Raw genomic sequence first — 18,691 nt, 5'->3', positions numbered from 1 at the left:
ATATGAACAGGAAAAAAAATTGGTTTTTAAATTAATCTTACGCATATTTTGCTGGAACCAATGGAAGATCAATTACAAAATCCTATATTGTATATTATATAATCCATCAAAAAACAGAAACGGTGTATATAAGTCTGACTTTTGACGATGGTTGGAAATCGCAATATAGCAATGCCCTGCCTATATTAGAGAAAAATAAAATTAAGGCGACCTTTTATATCATTACCGAATCCCTTTATACTAGTGCCCCTGCATACATGAATCGGGCTCAAATATTGGTTCTGAATGGAAAGGGGCATGAAATAGGCTCACATTCAGTAACGCATCCAAACCTTGCTTTCTTATGGAATTGCAGACAAATCTGGAGATCAAGTAACGATCTTAAAATCAATGGATTAATCCCAGATTCATTTTCGTATCCTTATGGTAGAAATAATTGGATACTGCAAAAACTGGTGAAGAAATGCGGCTACCAAAATGCCCGAGCAGACGGAAATACCTTTAACAAAAAAAAATTCAACAAGTATGCAGTCCATGCCAGATATGTTAAAAATACAACTAGTGTAGGAGAAGTCAGGCTGTGGATAGCGGAGGCAAAAAATAACCTACTTGTTTTATCTTTTCATCAAATAGAAGAAAATCCTGGCGAGTGGGGTTGCAGCCCCGCGTTACTGGAAACTATTTGTCGGATAATAAAAGAATCATCTTTAATAGTCTTGCCTCTGACCGAAGCTATAAACAGATTTTCTTCCGGGAATTAATCGTCTGGGAATTATCCAAGAACTTAATTGTTACGGAAGGAAATTGACTTAGCTTTATATTTGCCTAATCATCGATAAAATGACATACTTAGAAAAATATTTTACTGCCCTATCAAACCCCAATCGAATATTTATTATAAAAGCGCGGAGATTTCTTTTATAATATCTAACGGAATATTTTATCCCGAACAATAAACTGAAATTTATATATTTACGACAAAGGCTCTCAACAGTTAAATAATATCTTAAAACGTTCATGAGAAATATTATTGGCATATCTGCGCTATACCATGATTCGGCCTGCTGCATTTTAAAAGATGGCAAATTATACGCTGCAGCTCAGGAAGAACGGTTTACACGAATAAAACACGATCCCTCAATACCTTATAACGCTTTTATGTACTGTCTTCAGCAGGCAGATTTAAACATTACGGATATTGACATGATTGCCTTTTACGAAAACCCTGACAAAAAACGCCAACGGCAGTTACTAAATTTAGAAGGCGGATCAGGTAATATTTTGCCAATTACGCTGTATAATTCAGAAGACATCCGAAAGATTTTACGGGATGATTTGGGATACGAAGGCCCAGTTACATTTATTGACCATCATTTGTCCCATGCAGCCAGCGCTTTTTATTTTTCGGGTTTTGGACAATCTGCAATATTGACTGTTGATGGTGTCGGCGAATGGGCTACAACGACGTATGCGTATGGAGATGAAAATGGTATAACCCCCCTACAGGAAATAATTTTCCCTCATTCTCTGGGTTTACTGTACAGTACAATCACTCATTACTTGGGATTTGAGGTCAATGAAGGCGAATACAAGGTTATGGGATTAGCCCCGTATGGAAACCCTACTTTCTTGAAGCAAATCAAACAGGTGATCATTAATGAACCAGATTGGGGATTTCATCTAAATATGGATTATTTTGATTTCCGTCAAAAAGACAGGATGTTCACTGATGCCTTAGTTGATTTATTGCAGCTGCCTCCAAGGTCCAGGAAAGACCATCTGCATCAAGGTCACAAAGATTTAGCTAAAAGCCTACAACTGGTTCTGGAAGAAATATTACTTGATAAAATAAACTATCTTTCTACTAAAACGCAGTCAGAAAACCTTTGTCTCGCGGGTGGCGTGGCGTTAAATTGTGTAGCCAACGGTCTAATAGCAAGAGAAGGACCGTTCAAAAACGTATTTATTCAACCAGCGGCTAATGATTCTGGAGGTGCCATAGGAGCGGCAGCAGAGGCGTATTTCGCCCATCACGGTAAAAAACCATCATCTGAACAACTAAAGGATGTTTATTTAGGAGGTGAATACTCAAATCAAACCATAAAGATGGTGCTTGATTCTACTAAACTTATATATCAGGATTTCACTTCTGATCGCCTGAAAATGTTACAGTCAGTGGCAGAAAGACTAGCAGGCGGCGCTGTAATAGGATGGTTTCAGGGCAGAATGGAATTTGGGCCAAGGGCACTTGGCTCCCGATCAATTCTAGCAGACCCGCGCGATCCCGGCATGAGGGATAAAGTAAACGCTTTAATAAAAAAAAGAGAAGGGTTTCGTCCCTTTGCCCCGGTTGTTCTTGAAGAGAATGTTTTTGAACACTTTGATATTCGCCACTTGTCTCCATTTATGCTGGAAACATGCAATGTTATTTCACCTCTGAATTTGCCTTCAATTACCCATGTCGACAATTCTGCAAGAGTTCAGACAACCAGCGACTCTTCAAATCCCATGCTTGCTATTTTATTAAAGGAATTTGATGAAATAACCGGATGCCCGATATTACTTAACACTTCTTTCAATATCAAAAATGAACCAATAGTATGCACTCCATATGATGCGATCAAATGCTTCATAATGACCAAACTCGATTATTTAGTGATCGGGGATTTTGTCGTTAACCGGGATGACAACTCAATTGAATTGTTGGAATTTCTCATTGAACAAAGCTACGAAGTTGCTGATGCAATAGACTATAACATTTATACATTCCTTTAAACCTGAACCGTATATGAACGCTGACGTAATCGGCATTTGGAAAGAACATCAAACAGATAGTGGATCTTCTTATTTACGAGATAACGCATTCCAAAACGACTGGTCTTTATGGGCGGATCATTCATTGATTCCACCGAAGACAAGAAAAAGGATCATTTTACTGGGAGAATCTGTAGCTAGAGGATACTTTTTCGACCCCTATTACAACCCAGCCATGGTCCTGCAAACACTATTGGACACAAACTGTGATGAGGAGTTTGAAATTACAGACCTGGCAAAAACAGATCTGAGACTGGTCGAGCTTCGCGATTTATTCCGTGAGTCTTTAAAATTGGATCCGGATGCAATTATTTTGTTTGCAGGAAACAATTGGATAACAGACTTATATATGTCAATAGATGAAAAAGATGCTGAAAATATCATTATTTCCCTGAACGGTAAAAGCATTAATGGAATCAGAAATTTCCTGGAAGATCGCATTAAAAATCTCATACACGAAGCCCTTGCAGAATTTGATTATTTGTCGAAAGAGAATAAAGTAAAGCTTTTTTTTATAATTCCTGAATATAATCTTGCTGATTGGCTTGAGTATGAGGATCACTTTAGTTCCTTTCATCTTACTGAGGATAAGATTTCTGATTGGAAAAAAGTCATCGGGCAGGTCGAACGTCAAAAAGAAAGCAAAAATGTTCTGAAAGTACTAGACCTTGCTGAAAAATTAATAGCAATTGATCCCGGAAATTCCTATGGTTACTATTTGGCAGGCAAATGTTATAGGAAGTTAGGAAAAACAGAAGATGCCCTGTTTTTTTTCCGACAGGCACGCGACTGGACGATTATATTAAAATCAATAGGCAAACCCAAAATATTGAGCGTTATTCACGATGCAATTATAAGCGCCGCACAACAGACTGATATTTCAATAATAAACCTCTCTCAAATATTTAAAGCTAATACCGAAGATTATATACCAGACAAGAATATCTTTCTTGACTATTGCCACCTTAATGCAAGGGGAATTCAAATTGCAATGAGTTATACCGCACAAAAAATCATTTCGATTTTAAAAGAAAAGATAATACCCCTTCAAAACTTAATTAATCTGTCAAAAGAAACTGGTCCAGATAAGAAGGTTGAGGCCAAGGCGCATGCTTTTGCAGCCATTCATAATGCACATTATGGTCAAAAGTACGACATTGTGTTATATCACTGTCAACAAGCTATCCTCGCCGATTGTCAAATCACAGCATTCCTTAAAGAGTACGCTGAACTAGCTACACTGAAAGCCCCAAATCTTATTTGCAAGCAATATGAAAATATTATAAAAAATTGGGGGGAACGGCAATATGGCGGGCTCAACCATCAAAAAAACAAAAAACTGATGGATATCATTCTCGTCAAAGCGATAATAAAATCTATTAAACATGAATATCCTAATTTTGAACAATATATAAAGATGCTGAGATCCGATCAGCATGCGGTCAACAATTTTGGAAAAATTAACCTCTTGGAATCTCCCTATGCTCTCCCTCATTACAAATTCTTTCTTGGGAAAAGAGTGCAGTTTTTTGAAGAATTGGCTTCCACTTCAAGTTTTTTTTTAGTTGTCTCAAAAATAATTCCAGTAAAACTTACCATAATTTACAGAATTCCGGATGCGATCTCAAATTATGAAAATGTGAGACTACGTGTTAATAATCGGGAGATATCAACTTTTTCTGCTGTTTCTACATGGAAAAAGACGGAACTGGTAATTTCTACAGAATATCTTCTTGCCGGCGTTAATATCTTAACCATACAGTGGCCAGTGCATTTACGGCATTCCGTTTTAAATATAAACTCAACAATTGATGACATTGCAGACTTCATAAATCCTTGTTTCGGACAAATACATGAGTTTTACGCATCCTGTTAGGAAAAACTTCATTGAAAACATCAAAGAGGAACAGATTACCAGTGCAGGACAAATATTCCCTTTTTATGTTCATATAGTCAAATCCAATTAACGACATATTAAAAAATCTCATCTTAAAGAATCTCATCAAAATTTACCTGATTATATACTATTTCGCCGAAAATAATACATAATCGTTACTGAGAATCTCGGTTTCGAATTCCTTATAGTCGGGAAAGCATTCGAGTATCAGGTTAGCCTGGGGACCCATATAATTTGAGGGTAGCAATATATAAAGCGGCCCGGCATGTCCGTGATGAACATAGGAAACATAGTCCGCTGGATCGAGATCGGAAACCACGGGCCTCAGAGTAATTACACGATTATTATTCGCTTCAAGTCCTAACTCGGGATTAATAAACACAAAAATTGCATTTTTATTCCTTTTATCCAGGCTGGTAATATGGTCTAGGGACACCTGATCAATATTTTGCTGGGCGAAGCCTGAAGATCCCCGGCCACTGATTTCGGTGTTCTTCTGGTAATTAGGCATTAAAGCCGAATAAGTAGCATAAGCAATAATGAAGCAAAATAACAAAAAAATAGTTTTAAAAGCTAGATTACTCCGCAGAACCATATAAACGCCACCCGGTATTATTATCAAACCAATAAGACGCAGGTGCCTCACTTCATAGGATATGTTGGCTTGCATTAAAAAGCTGTAACCAAAAAACACAATGGCCACTAAGTAAAACACGATGACCAGTAAAGAATATTTTTTTCCCGGTCCGCGACGTATTATTGTGATCACCAATAAAACACTAAGAACTGTAGAAATAACTAATATAAGTGATGTCCAAAACTGATTTGATGGCCCCAAACCATTACCGGAGATCAGCCCCCCAAAAATATCATCAACCGAGAACCCAGACAGTAAAGGTGAGGCCATAGGAAACCCCAATGCTACCCACGTGGGTTTTATACCCAGTGTAATAGAAGCGGGGTTCGGTCCCTTTGATAAATAACATAGGTATATAACTGCCAATGACAGGAAAGCCGGCATTCCTATCCAAATGCCTTTTTTTAACCAGTCGCCGATGGTATTTTGCCCAGATGACAATTTTAACCATAAATATAAGCATCCCGCTAGGTACACCCATAAAAAGGAAGATTTAAAGAAAAACCCAAGCAGGCCGGAAGCAAACAGAAATAAAACAAGCCTAATTCCTCTTTTATCAATAGCTGCACATCCCCAAAGGAACCATCCTGCAAAGCCAAATATTAAAACCTCTCCCCCGTTGTAAAACACATAAGGAATAAGAAATTCTTGCTGACAGGCAATGATACCTATGCTGATAGCTGCAACAAACGGACTGAATCCCACCTTTTTAAAGAAAAAATAAAAGCCCGTCAAACCCAAAACATTAAAGATCATGACAGTCGCAGCCGATGCCTGGCCTGTATTAATCCCGAAAATCGCTTTAAAAAAATAAGGTATGAGATATTGCCCTGGCGACCACCAGGTCAAAAAATCGGATAAATTGTTATTTATATTAGATGGGTCAGGTCTTACATTTAAATTAAACCCTCCCCCGTGCTCCATTGTTCTTAAAACATGAAAACCCCAATACGCATCGGGAAAAATTGCCATCGGTGAAATAATAACCCTCACACCTAAGCCTATGACAAGTATACAGATAAAAATAGCTATGGTTTTAGGGATATATTTTTCACGCAATAGCATAATACAAATAAAATATTAAGTAAAGCTAATATTTCTTTCCAAAACCGCATAACTACTGGCATAACCAAATTAATATCCAAATCAGCAACATATTTACTTTCGTTTTACAGATATTTTCAAAATCGTGGGAATGTTTCTTTTAAATAATACAAAAATTCGTACACCTTCGGATCTGTCCACCCCTCTCGGAAGTTAGGAATGAGAGGAAAAGGCTCGGATTGTTAGATAGATTTGAGAAAGAGATAAGTGATGGAAGAGAAAAAATAAGGACGTGTATAGTTCCGTTCATACCGAAATCTGATGAATGCACCAAATTAGAAATAGCACGAAAGAAAACCACAATTACAAAGCTGACTTTAATCAGCCAATTTATAAATTTTCACTAAATTAGAACTAACTAAAACCTGCGTGATTTGAGCTTCCCTATTGACGGCAATATACCATTAAAACATACCTGCCACTATTGTGTCGGAGAAAAATTTCTGAATGCAGAGATCTCGAGCAAGGGAAAGAAAAGAAACTGTGCCTATTGCGGGCGGTCGGCTAAGGGTTACCGCCTGGGAGAGATCGCCGAGCGTGTCGATACGGCATTTCAAATATTTCATATCCGGACCTCGGATGAAATGGACAGCATGGAAGAGCGGATGCATTTTGACCGTGAATCCGACTATAACTGGGAACGCTCCGGTGAGCAGGTAATTGATGCCATAGCCATCGCTATAGAAGCGGAAAATGAAATCGCGGAAGATATACAGGCTGTACTGGAAGATAAATATTATGATCACAGCAGCGCAGAGATCGGTGAGGAAACAGAGTATGCAAGCGATAGCTATTACACAACAAAGAGCCTCGAAGATAAAAGCTGGCAGCAGGAATGGGCGAAGTTTGAAAAGAGCCTGAAAACGGAAAACCGTTTTTTTAACCATGCCGGAGCCAAACATCTCACGGAAATATTCACGGGCTTGGAAGAAACCAAAACCGATAAAAAAAGCCCAATTGTTATTAAAGTCGGTGGTGACCACCCGATATCCAGTATTTTTAGGGCAAGGGTCTTCCAGTCTGATGAAAAATTGACGGAAGCCTTAAAACGCCCTGAACTTCACCTCGGCCCGCCGCCATCCGCCTTTGCCAGCAATGGCAGAATGAATGCACGGGGTATCTCTGTCTTCTATGGTGCCGAAGATGAGGATACTGCCCTTGCAGAGATTCGTCCATCTGTAGGCTCCCAAGTAGCGGTCGCAAATTTCAAGATCATCCGTGAACTCAAAATGCTGGACCTGCGTTCATTTGGCGATATTAAGATAGCCGGCAGCATCTTTGATCCTGCATTTGCGAGACAACTTGCTAAGGTGGCCTTTTTAGATGAATTGTCCCAGCAACTCACCCGTCCAATCATGCCCGATGATGAGCTATTTGAATACCTGCCTACCCAGGCAATCTCGGACTTTTTAGCAACGGAACCATCCTTCAATTTTGACGGCATTATTTTTCCATCGGCCCAGGTTGAAGGCGTTCATGCCAACCTGGTGTTGTTTAATAAGGCCGCACGTGTTCGAGAAAAAGCGTTGCCGAAAGGGACAGATTCAGATGTCCGTTTAACAGAGTGGGACATGGACAGGGTAAATCCTGTCTACAGCGTTATGGAGTGGGTGCCAGAACCTGGCGATGAAACAAAAAAGGAAACCAGCCTATTTGAAGATCTTTATGGCTATGCCCCCGAAAAGATCGACCCTGATAAACGCCCTGTAACGCTGGAAATAGACGTTGAATCGCTTGCTGTTCATGTTATCAATTCGGTAAAGGTCAACAGTGAGCGCCATTCTGTATCGCGCACGCGATACGGTCCAGACGAGATCACCGACGAGTAACGAATCATCCCAGATGAATCCCGGAAAGTTTCGTTAATTTCACCTGATTATGGAGACTATAGACATTTTCAAATCGGAATTTTCGCGGCTGTTAGCTGAATGCCGCGAAAAGAACGAGTTCGAATTCGTAAATGTTTTATTGGGTTACAAGGGAATGGGTGATATTTACGCGCTGACTCACTTTTATGAAAGTGACAGCCTATTTACCGAGTTTCCGAAACTGATGAGTGGTGATTTTGCCGATAAAAACACGGTGCGGCTGGGTCTGTTCCTTTATTGCCATTTCTTCGAAATGGATGAACTTTACCGGGTGGTCGGCAATCTTGTTAACATTGCCAATGGCGGCGGGTTCCAGCCATTCCTCTTTGATGATATCGGTGATGACGATCTTTACCCAAGAGAGAAAATCGCGAAAATTAGGGAGCCGGCTGTTAGCTGCGGTTTCGAACCACTCATGAATTGTTTCGATTTGGTCTATAGCAACCAGCTGCGCAACTCTTTCTTCCATTCCAACTATTCGATCAGCGAAGGAAATTATGTAAACACCTCGCGCAAGCATGAAATAATTATCGGCGGACAAGTCAAACAGGTGATAAGTATTGAAAAAGACTTGGCACCCTTGATAAGCGAAACGCTGGATTTCGCGCAGCATTTTTTTAGCGAGATCAGGAATGCCAAGCTGTCTTACAAACAAAACAAGGTTATCCTTGGTAAATTAGGCAACATTGAGCCTATCGTGCTCCTTGGCGATGCGGAAAAAGGATTGATCGGTTGGGAAAGTTCATCAGGTAGCGCCATAAAATTCACAGATGTCTCCGGCACCCCGTATCTCGGTGCCTGGAACATTCGGATAAATTCACCAAACAGGAAGACAAAGGAATTAGGCAAGCGTTTAAACGAGATCGTTGATAAGGATAGTTATATAACCAACGACCCTGCATTGCTCCAGCTGGAAAAGGAGATTGTCGCGCATTTCGACCGCGATCTCGTAAAGCAACTGGCCATACCCTTTTACAACTGGGGAAATAATACCGTCATCCTGGCCAAAAAGAAAAAAAGTGAACAGGAGTGCCTATTCCTGCTAAAGAATGCTCTGGCAAGATACGATCAGGCGATAAGTCATGAAAGCACATTTGCCCCTGCCCATTTTAACAAAATTCTAACTGAAAAGGAGATTGATGAATTAAGCGGCATTAAGCCTGTCTACTTTGACTTATATAACCAAGTCAAACCGCTATTAGAAGCGGATGGCTATCCGGCAGAAGTGTTGAGTGTATTGGGAGATTATTCCTACCAGGCGGCATTGGGCATGAATGATGCAATGTCGGCCGTTAACCTGTTCAAAGAATCGGCCAACCATTACCAGGCACTATCGGCGCTTGAGCCTGAAAATTGCGATGCCCTTTTCAGGATGGGACATAGCCTTTGGAAGGCTGCCACTTACGAAGAGAATGGCGACGGGACAGGAGATACAGAAAAAGCAAAAGCGGCATTTCGTGCGAGCCTGCGCTGCTCCCCATCAACAACCAAATATGCGATAGCGTTCGCTGACTTACTGGAATTCTGCGCTAACTACTTACCGGGGGACGGGGTAGATGAGTTAAATGAAGCGATATCTGTTTTATCAAGTGCCATAATAATGAATCCAGGTGATGTAGAACTGTTCTATAAAAAAGCCAACAGGCAGCTGTCTCTTTTCCAACGTTCCGAGGGCCAACAAGAAAAAGAACGCCAGTTAGTTTTAGCGAAGTCCGATTTTGAGACGGCAATTCAGGGGAATGATCATAATCAGCGTTATCTGAATAATTACGGCGTGGCCTTGCTTGAGCTGGGGCGGAACAGTAAACGTGATGACAGTGAGGCATTGCTAAGAAAGGCTATTTCAATCATGGACGGACTCATTGCCGCACAACCTGAAGCGGTGAACTCCTACCTAAATAAAGCAAATGCACTGATCCGTTTGTATGATCTGTTTTCTGTTTCCGATGAACTCAATAATGCTAAAATTTTATGTGCGACTGCTAATGGGTTACAACCGAATAGTGCTGATTTTCTGCTGAACGAAATTGCGGCACGAAGCTAAACGAAAAGCAGCCGATTAACAGGTCCTCATCCACCAGTTCGTAACAACTCAATATGAACCTATTTGTGGTCCTTTCCACATCTCAAAGGACTCTTGTGCTACGAGTGGAGTTACCTGATGTCTGCCTGCCATGACTCCAATAAAAGAGCAACAAGGGTAACCACTTTCCGGTCCACGGCGCAGATCGGGTGACCGCGCCTACGATGGTAGGTGGCATGATGGCCCGGGTAATTCTCGAATACCAGCCCGATAAAGTTATCGAGAGTCAATTGCTAAAAGCTTTCATTGGCGAAAATCACACGCTCATGAGCGATTTTATTCTTGAACGTCTTCGACCAATTTCAGTCCGTACTTCTCTCAGATAGCCGAATTCGATGATCAGATTGAATATTGCTGTGCCTTGGTCTATATTACTTTATCCGAAGAAGACCGGTGTCCATCGGGACGTTTTGCTTGGCGCATGAAAGCAGCCGACATGGCGCTAATTACGTACAGAGCAAAATAAAAGTGGCTGAAATTCAAAAAGATAGCTTTGAACTCGTCGGCACCTTTTTTGAAAATTATGATTCCCATGCGGTGTCTAACAAGAAATTAATGGATTATATTGCCGGTGTCCGATATTAAATATTTATGAAACTCCCCAACTATCGAGTAAAGCACCCACGTCGCTGCTGGGTACTGAACGGAAATTTGTTTGCTTGTTGCGGATAATGAATCGAACAGGGCCGCTGTAAAACAGGCGCAGGTCATGGTTGAATTCGTAGGGGATTAATTCCAATTTGTCCGAACCACGTTGGTAGAAGGTTCGGCAGTTACGAAGTTCGTTAAGAAGGTTTGCATGGCAGCCGTATGGTAATTTCAGCGCTCTAAAAATTGAACTTGCCATGCCTTCGAGTTGCTGGTCATCCATATCGCGCGTGTCTGACATGTACAGGTCGCTTGTTCGTGTGATTTTTGCAGTCAATTGAGGAAAGCGCTGATCAAGAGCTTCCAGCTCGTGCTGTTGCTCCATTTTAAGTTTCAGGCTTTCCAATAATGGCAAGTTCATTTCGTCACGATATTTGTAGACGTCCCTGCCGATCAGGATGAGTTCGATACCATTGACCAGGCTTTGATAAGCCAATTCAACATACCCGACAGCCATGAAGTGATCGTGGCCGGATAGCGCCAGTTTGATGTGTTCGACATATTGTTTTTGGTTGTGGAAATGCAGGCTTTTCAGCATCGGCCACTGAGAAATCAGGCTGATTTCTTTTGCGGTTAGATAACGCGATTGAACTAAGAGAGCATGGGCCTGAAGGAGCTCATCCTTTTGCGCCTGACCTTCAGTATAAAGGTGTTCCAAGATTTTGTTTAATTCGGATTCAAGATCAAGAAGAGGCGTTTGCGCAAGTGCCGGAATTGCTGAACGCTCGGCAGTGCCGGCAGCGCGCTGGATAGCCAGTTCATTAAAAAAATCACTCCACAGGAACAGGATGTACTGGGAAAGGTTCTCTGCATTGTTGGCCTCGATCAGCTGACGGCTGCGGTCATCTATCGACAGTTCTTTTATATGGACAAAAACCGAGCGGATACGCTTCAGCATATCATCCGGCAATTTGTGAAAAAACTTCAATGAAAGCAGTTCGTAAAAAATGATATTTAAGTCAATCAGCAGAATGTTTCTTGGACTGGATTCCTCGTCTCGAATGGCTTTGATACCGGCAACAAATTCTGCCAGATCGATCTGTTCCAGCATCATCTGGTTCTTCAGATGCCCAAACCGGATCATTTGCTTGTGTGCGGCCGGCACCTGTTTTACCTTATTAAGTTTTCGTATAAAATTCTCTGAATCATAGCGACGCCCCATCTCTCCATAAGCTATCGCCGCCATCACCAGCAACTCCGAGCTGCTATCAATATCTGCTGCTGGCAATTGCCTGATTAAATTAAAACAGAGTTCAATATCATGTTCATAAAGTAAACCCATTCCATGTTTCAGCAAAATCTCCTTTACTTGTTCCGGATTTTTTATATCATATTTCTGGCCCGCAGTAGGTTTGGCTACCGAAAGTCCATACCGCGAGCCCTGGGAGGCGATCAAAAAAGCTGCGGCCTCGAATCGCATTTGGAAATGCGCATGTATTTTAATGGCAGCTTCCTCATTAATGATATTATTAAGTGGGATATGGATTTTGACCGTATCCAATTCTTCCCAATCGCTGGAACCTCTTTCCTTCGTCAAACGTCCATGCAAAGTAACAGCATACTCATAATATAATGCCTTTCCATACACATCGTACAACACGATGAGCCCTTCGCCAATTGGCCGGTTAAGCAAATAGCCTAAACGGGAAGTTTCAAAAGCATAGGATATCGTGACGCCATCCGCAAGCAATGGCAATTTTTCGACACTTTTGAGTTGAATACCAAATCGCTGATTGACCGCGCTGCTACCGTTGATCATCAATTCGACATCGAAATCACAACCTTTATCCGGCTTATCCAGACGGCAAATGAAACCACTATGTTGATTAAGGAAATTACCCAATGCACGTTCCGATGTTTCGCTATTTGCGGAAGGAAGATCAACGGTAGGGAAATCACTTAAAGCCATGTTTATTTTTTGGCAATATTATTTCTGGTTGATTAACATCGCGACGTATAAAGATAAAAGTCCGGGTTGAGATTCACAAATTTCATAGATAACCCAACCTGGCTTGCCCTAGCTCTCCAGATGCTATCCCTCGTACATACTAATTGGACCCCGACAAGTATTCTCCCATTCTTGTCTTATATTTCATTTTTCCAGATCAGGTGTTGGCAATAAGTGTGTAAAATAAATTATTAGGAATTTCAATTAACCATAAAAACTTTTTTACTACCTTCGTAACACTATCGGCAACGGTCGATATGTGTTTATTGAACGATTCATTGAGTAGCCTAATTTAGGCTTTATAACATATTGAAAGTCAAGGACTTACAGACATGGTTCGATTCCCGCTCTGAGTACAAATCCTTGATACATGCCCGTATCAGGGATTTTGTTTTTTTATATCCTCTCTTCTTCATTTCAATAGTCTGAATACTACTAAATACTACAAGCATAGTGCAGTCAAAGAATCAGACAGTGTGGCAGTAGGCAATTTATTTTAAATTCTCCAAGCCAAATGCAGCAAGTTTGTCAATAATAGGGAAGGTTTTCAGTCCAAGCTTGGTCAAACTGTATTCAACTCTTGGCGGTATTTCTGGAAATGATTTTTTAGAAATGAATTTATGTTCCACTAAAAAATTCAACTCTTGAATTAGCATTTTTTCACTAATACCAGGAATGGTTCTTTTAAGTTCACCATATCTTATAGCTCTTTCGTTTATTTGAAATAATATTAACAGTCTCCATTTACCACTCAATATGAATAATGATCTCCTTACTGGGCAGTTTTCGTCTGATTGTAAAATAATTTTCTGATTTTTTTCTATTGACATTCAATGTTTCTAACTATTTAGTAAGTACCTAACCATTAGGTATGTACTTGCACAAAGGTAAGTTTCCCCCTACTTTTGTACAACTAATTTCATAAATATAACCTATGTCACAGGTAGAAACAAACAAGCAATTAGCCATCAAAGATTATCAAAGAATTCTTGGTGATTTAGATGTCGCTGGAGTAGATGAATATATCAGTAACAAAAAATCATAGAAAATGGAAAATTAGCCGGGCATTGGATGCGATAATGCCGATGCCTGATAATCTTGGTAATAATAATCTGATGTTCTAAATTAAAATTAAAACCGTATCCACTAAATAATTAAATAAATGACAGCAAAAGAAGTAGTAGAGTATTATTCTATAGCTCTTTCAAAAGGAGATATATCTACAGCATTTTCATATTTCAGCCCTGATGCGAAATGGCATCAACCCGGAAACAATAGGTTTTCTGGAACAAAAACAGGAATTGAAGCGATTGGCAAAATGCTTGTCGAAATGATGGTAGCAACCCAAGATTCATTGGTTATCGAACCGTCTGGAGCAATGATGGTTAATGGAAATTTTGTCTCTTGCCCTGTTCGTTTTAGTGCTAAAAGTGGTGCTAAAGCAGTTGATATGAATGGTAGTGATTTGTATGAAGTTACGGATGGAAAAATTGTTCAAGTTTGGCTATTTTCTGAAGACCAGCCTGTTGAGGACGAGTTTTGGAAATAATTTATCGAAAATATCTTTAAAAAAATGGCTGATATGAAGCCACTGACCACTTTATTCCAAAAGCCCGGTTAAAACATTTTGCAACACTTTGGCAAAGCTTACTATCTAAGGTTAAATGCCTTTTGAAAGGCATAAACGATTAAAAGAGTGTTTGTCGCGGAATAGTATGGCAAACGCGTACTGAGTACGCGGTATCCTCTAAAAATGATTGGATAGTTTGTAAGGTTGGGAGTACTTAAGGAAACAACACATGGTCGTTGTTTCCTTTTTTTATGCCAATAAAATCATATTAATCAAACTCTGCAGTTCAATCTTATTGGTTCGATTTTTTCAAGTTAAGAAATTTGACAAATTTTATATGGACTAAAGAACAAGTAATAGAGATTCCGAGTGGACAGATCCTGCAAACTAATAAACAGCTACTCAAGGTGATCTATCTTTAACAGAATAATTTAACCCGATTTTTAGAATGCAGCTGTCTTGAATTCCGGAAATCTCCAACTACAGTAACGAACGAGTATATTCTACCGTTTTTCTTCCATTAATTCATGTCCAATTGTGTGTTTGCCATAGCTTAATCGCTTAAATTTCTTAGTTGCAAACGTTTGTGTCAAACTTAGTTAATTCTTCACAAAATTTTAAATATCAGTTAGCATAAAGCGAGTTATCAACGGTTAAATTGATGTTTTATTGTATTAAAAAGGCAGGCAACAAAAATAATATAAGTCTATAGCCCGCAATCGTTTGCGTTTAGATATTTCACCTGATTGAAATTAACTCCACATACATTCGAATTAACCCAAGCTTAACCAAAGAGTAAAGCTATAGTTAAAGGCGATCACAAGTCAACTTAAAAAATTCATGAATAGATTAAGAACATCTTAATAGATGCACAGCGTCGCTTTATGATTCATTACTAAAATCTTATGAAAATATTTAATCAAACTTCAATTAACCAAATCACTACTCAACTAATCAATTATGAATGTAAAACTCTACAAAAAACCCAATGGGGTAAAGTGGACATTTTTGATGGCTCTCCTGCTATCATTTACAACTGCCGTAGCGCAGATTAAGGTAACCGGAAGAGTAACCGATCAAAATGGCCCATTACCAGGTGTCACGGTACAAATAAAAAACAAGCCTGGCACCGGAACAATTACAAATGTGGATGGTGAGTATCGTTTAACCGCATCAGACAACGATATCCTGGTTTTCAGAATGGTCGGTTATCAGATGAAAGAACTTCCCTTAAATGGAAAAAATCAGCTAAATGTAAAGCTGGTTGGATCAGAAAGCGGTCTTAATGAGGTTATTGTTACCGGGTATAAAAATATTGACCGCCGGAAAAATACATCAGCCATATCAAGCATAACCAGTAAGGATATTGAAAACTTACCGGCAGCAAGCCTGGATGTTTTATTACAAGGCAAACTCTCTGGAGTAAATGTTCAGAATTTTAGTGGGCAACCGGGAGTAAAGACCTCTCTTGTTGTGCGGGGTAATACTAAGATTTCAGCTTCATCCGATGGTTTTGACAGCGATAACCTATATAGTAATCCGTTATACGTTATTGATGGCGTACCCATTGCAGACGATGAAGTTAGAGCTTATGACCAGACAGGGACAAATTTCCTGGCCAGTTTGAACCCCAATGATGTAGAATCGGTAGATATATTAAAAGATGCATCAGCGGCAGCCCTATATGGCTCAAGAGCGGCAAATGGAGTTGTACTAATCAAAACCAAAAGGGGAAAAATTGGTGCACCTCGTTTTAGTTTTAATACATATCATGGTATTACACCAGCACCCAGCAAAGTATCAACTTTAATTGGAGCAGCAGAACGCCGGCAAAAATTAGATCTGATATACAATTATGCCAATGCCACACAGCTGCAAAACAGCATCCCTCAAATGCTTACCGATAGCTTAAATCCAGCTTTTAACAATAACACTGATTATCAACGACTTTTTTATCAAACCGGCTCTATCCATAATTATGATATCTCTGCTTCAGGAGGTTCTGAAGCTGTTAATTATCGTATTGGAGCAGGAATGTATGATGAAAAAGGTGTTGTTATTAACACTGGATACAGAAGATATTCTTTAAACAGTAATGTTGGCATCAATTTTTCCAAATCCCTGGAGCTAATTACCAGTATCAGAGCATCGACAGGTAAAAGGTTAGCCGGTAAGGGTGGCAGTTACCGGGATGTTTTTGCGATCAATCCAATCAGCATGCCATCCTCCTTATTACAAATGAGCGAACAAGACCTGAGAAGTGTGGTTGATCCATATTCCTTTCAACGCAATGATAATATCAATACGGATATCAGCGCCAATGGAGAATTACGATATAGTTTTTTAAATGATTTCAGGTTCAGCACCCGCGGAGCGATAAATTATTCGACACAAAAAAATGATTATGCCTCACCCTCTACTTTAAATGCCGACGGGCTGGCTTATGCAAAATCAAACTATAGTCAATATACCAAATACGTATTAACCAATAACTTACTTTGGATAAAGACCATTGCGAAAAAACATAATGTAAATATTACCGCGGTTCAGGAGTTTGAAAGCAGGAGAAATGAAGCCATTTATTTGTCGGGTGTTGGAATACCCAATGATAACATCCAGGTGGTGAAAGGGGTAAGCAACACAAATTTAAAGGGCTCCTCAGATCTATCTACCTATGCTAAGTTATCCTTTCTGGGAGCCGTTCATTATGATTATGACAGCAAGTATTTATTTGATGCTGTATGGAGAGCCGATGCTTCGTCAAGATTTGGAAAAAACAATAAATGGGGCTATTTCCCATCAATGTCCATAGGATGGCTGGCCTCTGAGGAAGAATTTATAAAAAAGTTTAGCTGGATAAATGAATTGAAAATAAGAGGCAGCTGGGGCAGAACAGGTGATGAAAGCAGTATTGGGGACAGGGATCGTTACAATGCATACATAGCAGGAAATGCAAATTATTCTGGGTCAAGTGCAACAACTTATGGAGGTGGTACAGCTATAATCCCGAATTATAATGGCATAACCAACGACAACATAACCTGGGAACGATCAGAAGAATGGAATGCAGGGATTGACGCCGCTTTGTTTAACGGCCGGCTCAACTTTTCGATAGATGCCTATACAAGGAACACAACGGGGCAAATGCTGCGAATTACAATTCCTGAATATACGGGTTATACCAGCACTTTTACAAATGCCGCCGGAGTGCGTAATTCGGGACTGGAGTTCACCTTCAATGGCAAAATATTGTCTGAAAAAAGTGCTTTTCAATGGAATCCGTCCATAAATATCTCCTTTAACAGAAACATGGTAACCGCATTGCCAAATGGCAACCGCGATTTATATTATGGTAACGCGGTATATATTGTTGGCAAACCCTTGAATATGTTTTACGGTTATATTGTTGATGGCGTAATTAACTCGCCAAGCGACTTAATTGTTAATCCATATACGGGCGCTGTAGGTGCAACTAAGTGGGGTAACTTAAAACTGGGTTATCCTAAATGGCGGGATGTTAATGGCGACTATTACATATCCGATAACATAGGTCAAAATGACATTACCTTTTTTGGAGATCCGAATCCCTTTGTAACCGGTGGATTTACAAACTATTTCAGCTACAAAGGTTTTTCAGTACAAATTTTAACCACCTTCACTTTCGGGCGTGACATCATCAATAACACACTTGCTCAACGCTTGTCAAATGGCCTGTTTTACGGAAATCCTAAAGATTTTGCCAAAGCATCAATAACAGATATCAGTCAATACAATTACTGGCGACAACCGGGTGATAATGCAACCCTCCCTGCATTAAATCCATTTATGGGTTTATACGCCTGGCGATCAGGACAATCCATATTCAAGGAACCAGGATGGTATGTCCGTATCAAGAATATTAACCTGGGCTACCGGTTTAATGCTCAAAACAACAAATGGATGCAGCGTGCCAAGATCACCAGCTTAAGATTATACAGTACTATTGACAATGTGCACATGTTTCAAAAATTCTCTGGCATTGATGCGGAACGTGTTGACGGACAAGGCTATGATTATGGCGATGGTTACCCACTACCAACCAAGTATACTTTTGGCTTACAGATTGAATTTTAACCTATTGAA

10 protein-coding genes are annotated in these 18,691 nt (G+C 39.9%); 7 read left to right on the top strand and 3 right to left on the bottom strand.

The features are described 5' to 3' along the window. Nucleotides 1–122: 122 nt before the first annotated feature. From AB6735_RS11700 to AB6735_RS11690, 3 genes are all read left to right on the top strand, one after another. Nucleotides 123–761: a polysaccharide deacetylase family protein gene (locus AB6735_RS11700; protein WP_370996109.1), complete on the top strand. Its 639-nt coding sequence runs from the start codon at nucleotides 123–125 to the stop codon at nucleotides 759–761. 256 nt (nucleotides 762–1,017) lie between these two features. Then, nucleotides 1,018–2,775, top strand: a complete 1,758-nt coding sequence (locus AB6735_RS11695) for a carbamoyltransferase (protein WP_370996108.1) — start codon at nucleotides 1,018–1,020, stop codon at nucleotides 2,773–2,775. 13 nt (nucleotides 2,776–2,788) lie between these two features. Further along, entirely contained in the window at nucleotides 2,789–4,690 is a 1,902-nt protein-coding gene (locus tag AB6735_RS11690; RefSeq protein WP_370996107.1) for a tetratricopeptide repeat protein, read from the top strand. A gap of 148 nt (nucleotides 4,691–4,838) precedes the next feature. Here the strand turns inward: AB6735_RS11690 and AB6735_RS11685 are convergent, their stop codons facing one another. Then, a complete protein-coding gene (locus tag AB6735_RS11685; protein ID WP_370996106.1) occupies nucleotides 4,839–6,413 on the bottom strand; it encodes a hypothetical protein in 1,575 nt (524 codons plus the stop codon). A gap of 413 nt (nucleotides 6,414–6,826) precedes the next feature. Between AB6735_RS11685 and AB6735_RS11680 the strand changes: the two genes are divergently transcribed. After that, nucleotides 6,827–8,281, top strand: coding sequence for an RES family NAD+ phosphorylase (locus AB6735_RS11680; RefSeq protein ID WP_370996105.1), 1,455 nt, complete (start codon nucleotides 6,827–6,829; stop codon nucleotides 8,279–8,281). Nucleotides 8,282–8,330: 49 nt separating this feature from the next. Continuing rightward, entirely contained in the window at nucleotides 8,331–10,364 is a 2,034-nt protein-coding gene (locus tag AB6735_RS11675) for a tetratricopeptide repeat protein (protein ID WP_370996104.1), read from the top strand. 628 nt (nucleotides 10,365–10,992) lie between these two features. Here AB6735_RS11675 and AB6735_RS11670 read toward each other — a convergent pair. Next, complete coding sequence (locus AB6735_RS11670; protein ID WP_370996103.1) at nucleotides 10,993–12,960, bottom strand: DUF4365 domain-containing protein; 1,968 nt, start codon at nucleotides 12,958–12,960, stop codon at nucleotides 10,993–10,995. Nucleotides 12,961–13,490: 530 nt separating this feature from the next. Next, a complete protein-coding gene (locus AB6735_RS11665) occupies nucleotides 13,491–13,829 on the bottom strand; it encodes a winged helix-turn-helix transcriptional regulator (protein ID WP_370996102.1) in 339 nt (112 codons plus the stop codon). A gap of 332 nt (nucleotides 13,830–14,161) precedes the next feature. Between AB6735_RS11665 and AB6735_RS11660 the strand changes: the two genes are divergently transcribed. Continuing rightward, nucleotides 14,162–14,548 carry a nuclear transport factor 2 family protein gene (locus AB6735_RS11660; protein WP_370996101.1) on the top strand — a complete coding sequence of 129 codons (387 nt, stop codon included), beginning with the start codon at nucleotides 14,162–14,164 and terminating at the stop codon, nucleotides 14,546–14,548. 981 nt (nucleotides 14,549–15,529) lie between these two features. After that, nucleotides 15,530–18,682, top strand: coding sequence for a SusC/RagA family TonB-linked outer membrane protein (locus AB6735_RS11655; RefSeq protein WP_370996100.1), 3,153 nt, complete (start codon nucleotides 15,530–15,532; stop codon nucleotides 18,680–18,682). Nucleotides 18,683–18,691 lie beyond the last annotated feature (9 nt).

It is taken from the genome of Mucilaginibacter sp. RCC_168 (assembly GCF_041355315.1).
In the GTDB taxonomy this organism is placed as follows: Bacteria; Bacteroidota; Bacteroidia; order Sphingobacteriales; family Sphingobacteriaceae; genus Mucilaginibacter.
The sequence above is the reverse complement of the archived record's forward strand: the minus strand, read 5'-3'. Positions and strand labels throughout refer to the sequence as shown.

What these genes read in the sequence shown, in the direction of transcription:
- AB6735_RS11675 (WP_370996104.1), top strand. Translation starts at nt 8,331, where the DNA reads ATGGAGACTATAGACATTTTCAAATCGGAATTTTCGCGGCTGTTAGCT.
- AB6735_RS11660 (WP_370996101.1), top strand. Translation starts at nt 14,162, where the DNA reads ATGACAGCAAAAGAAGTAGTAGAGTATTATTCTATAGCTCTTTCAAAA.
- AB6735_RS11670 (WP_370996103.1), bottom strand. Translation starts at nt 12,960, where the DNA reads ATGGCTTTAAGTGATTTCCCTACCGTTGATCTTCCTTCCGCAAATAGC.
- AB6735_RS11695 (WP_370996108.1), top strand. Translation starts at nt 1,018, where the DNA reads ATGAGAAATATTATTGGCATATCTGCGCTATACCATGATTCGGCCTGC.
- AB6735_RS11655 (WP_370996100.1), top strand. Translation starts at nt 15,530, where the DNA reads ATGAATGTAAAACTCTACAAAAAACCCAATGGGGTAAAGTGGACATTT.
- AB6735_RS11690 (WP_370996107.1), top strand. Translation starts at nt 2,789, where the DNA reads ATGAACGCTGACGTAATCGGCATTTGGAAAGAACATCAAACAGATAGT.
- AB6735_RS11665 (WP_370996102.1), bottom strand. Translation starts at nt 13,829, where the DNA reads ATGTCAATAGAAAAAAATCAGAAAATTATTTTACAATCAGACGAAAAC.
- AB6735_RS11685 (WP_370996106.1), bottom strand. Translation starts at nt 6,413, where the DNA reads ATGCTATTGCGTGAAAAATATATCCCTAAAACCATAGCTATTTTTATC.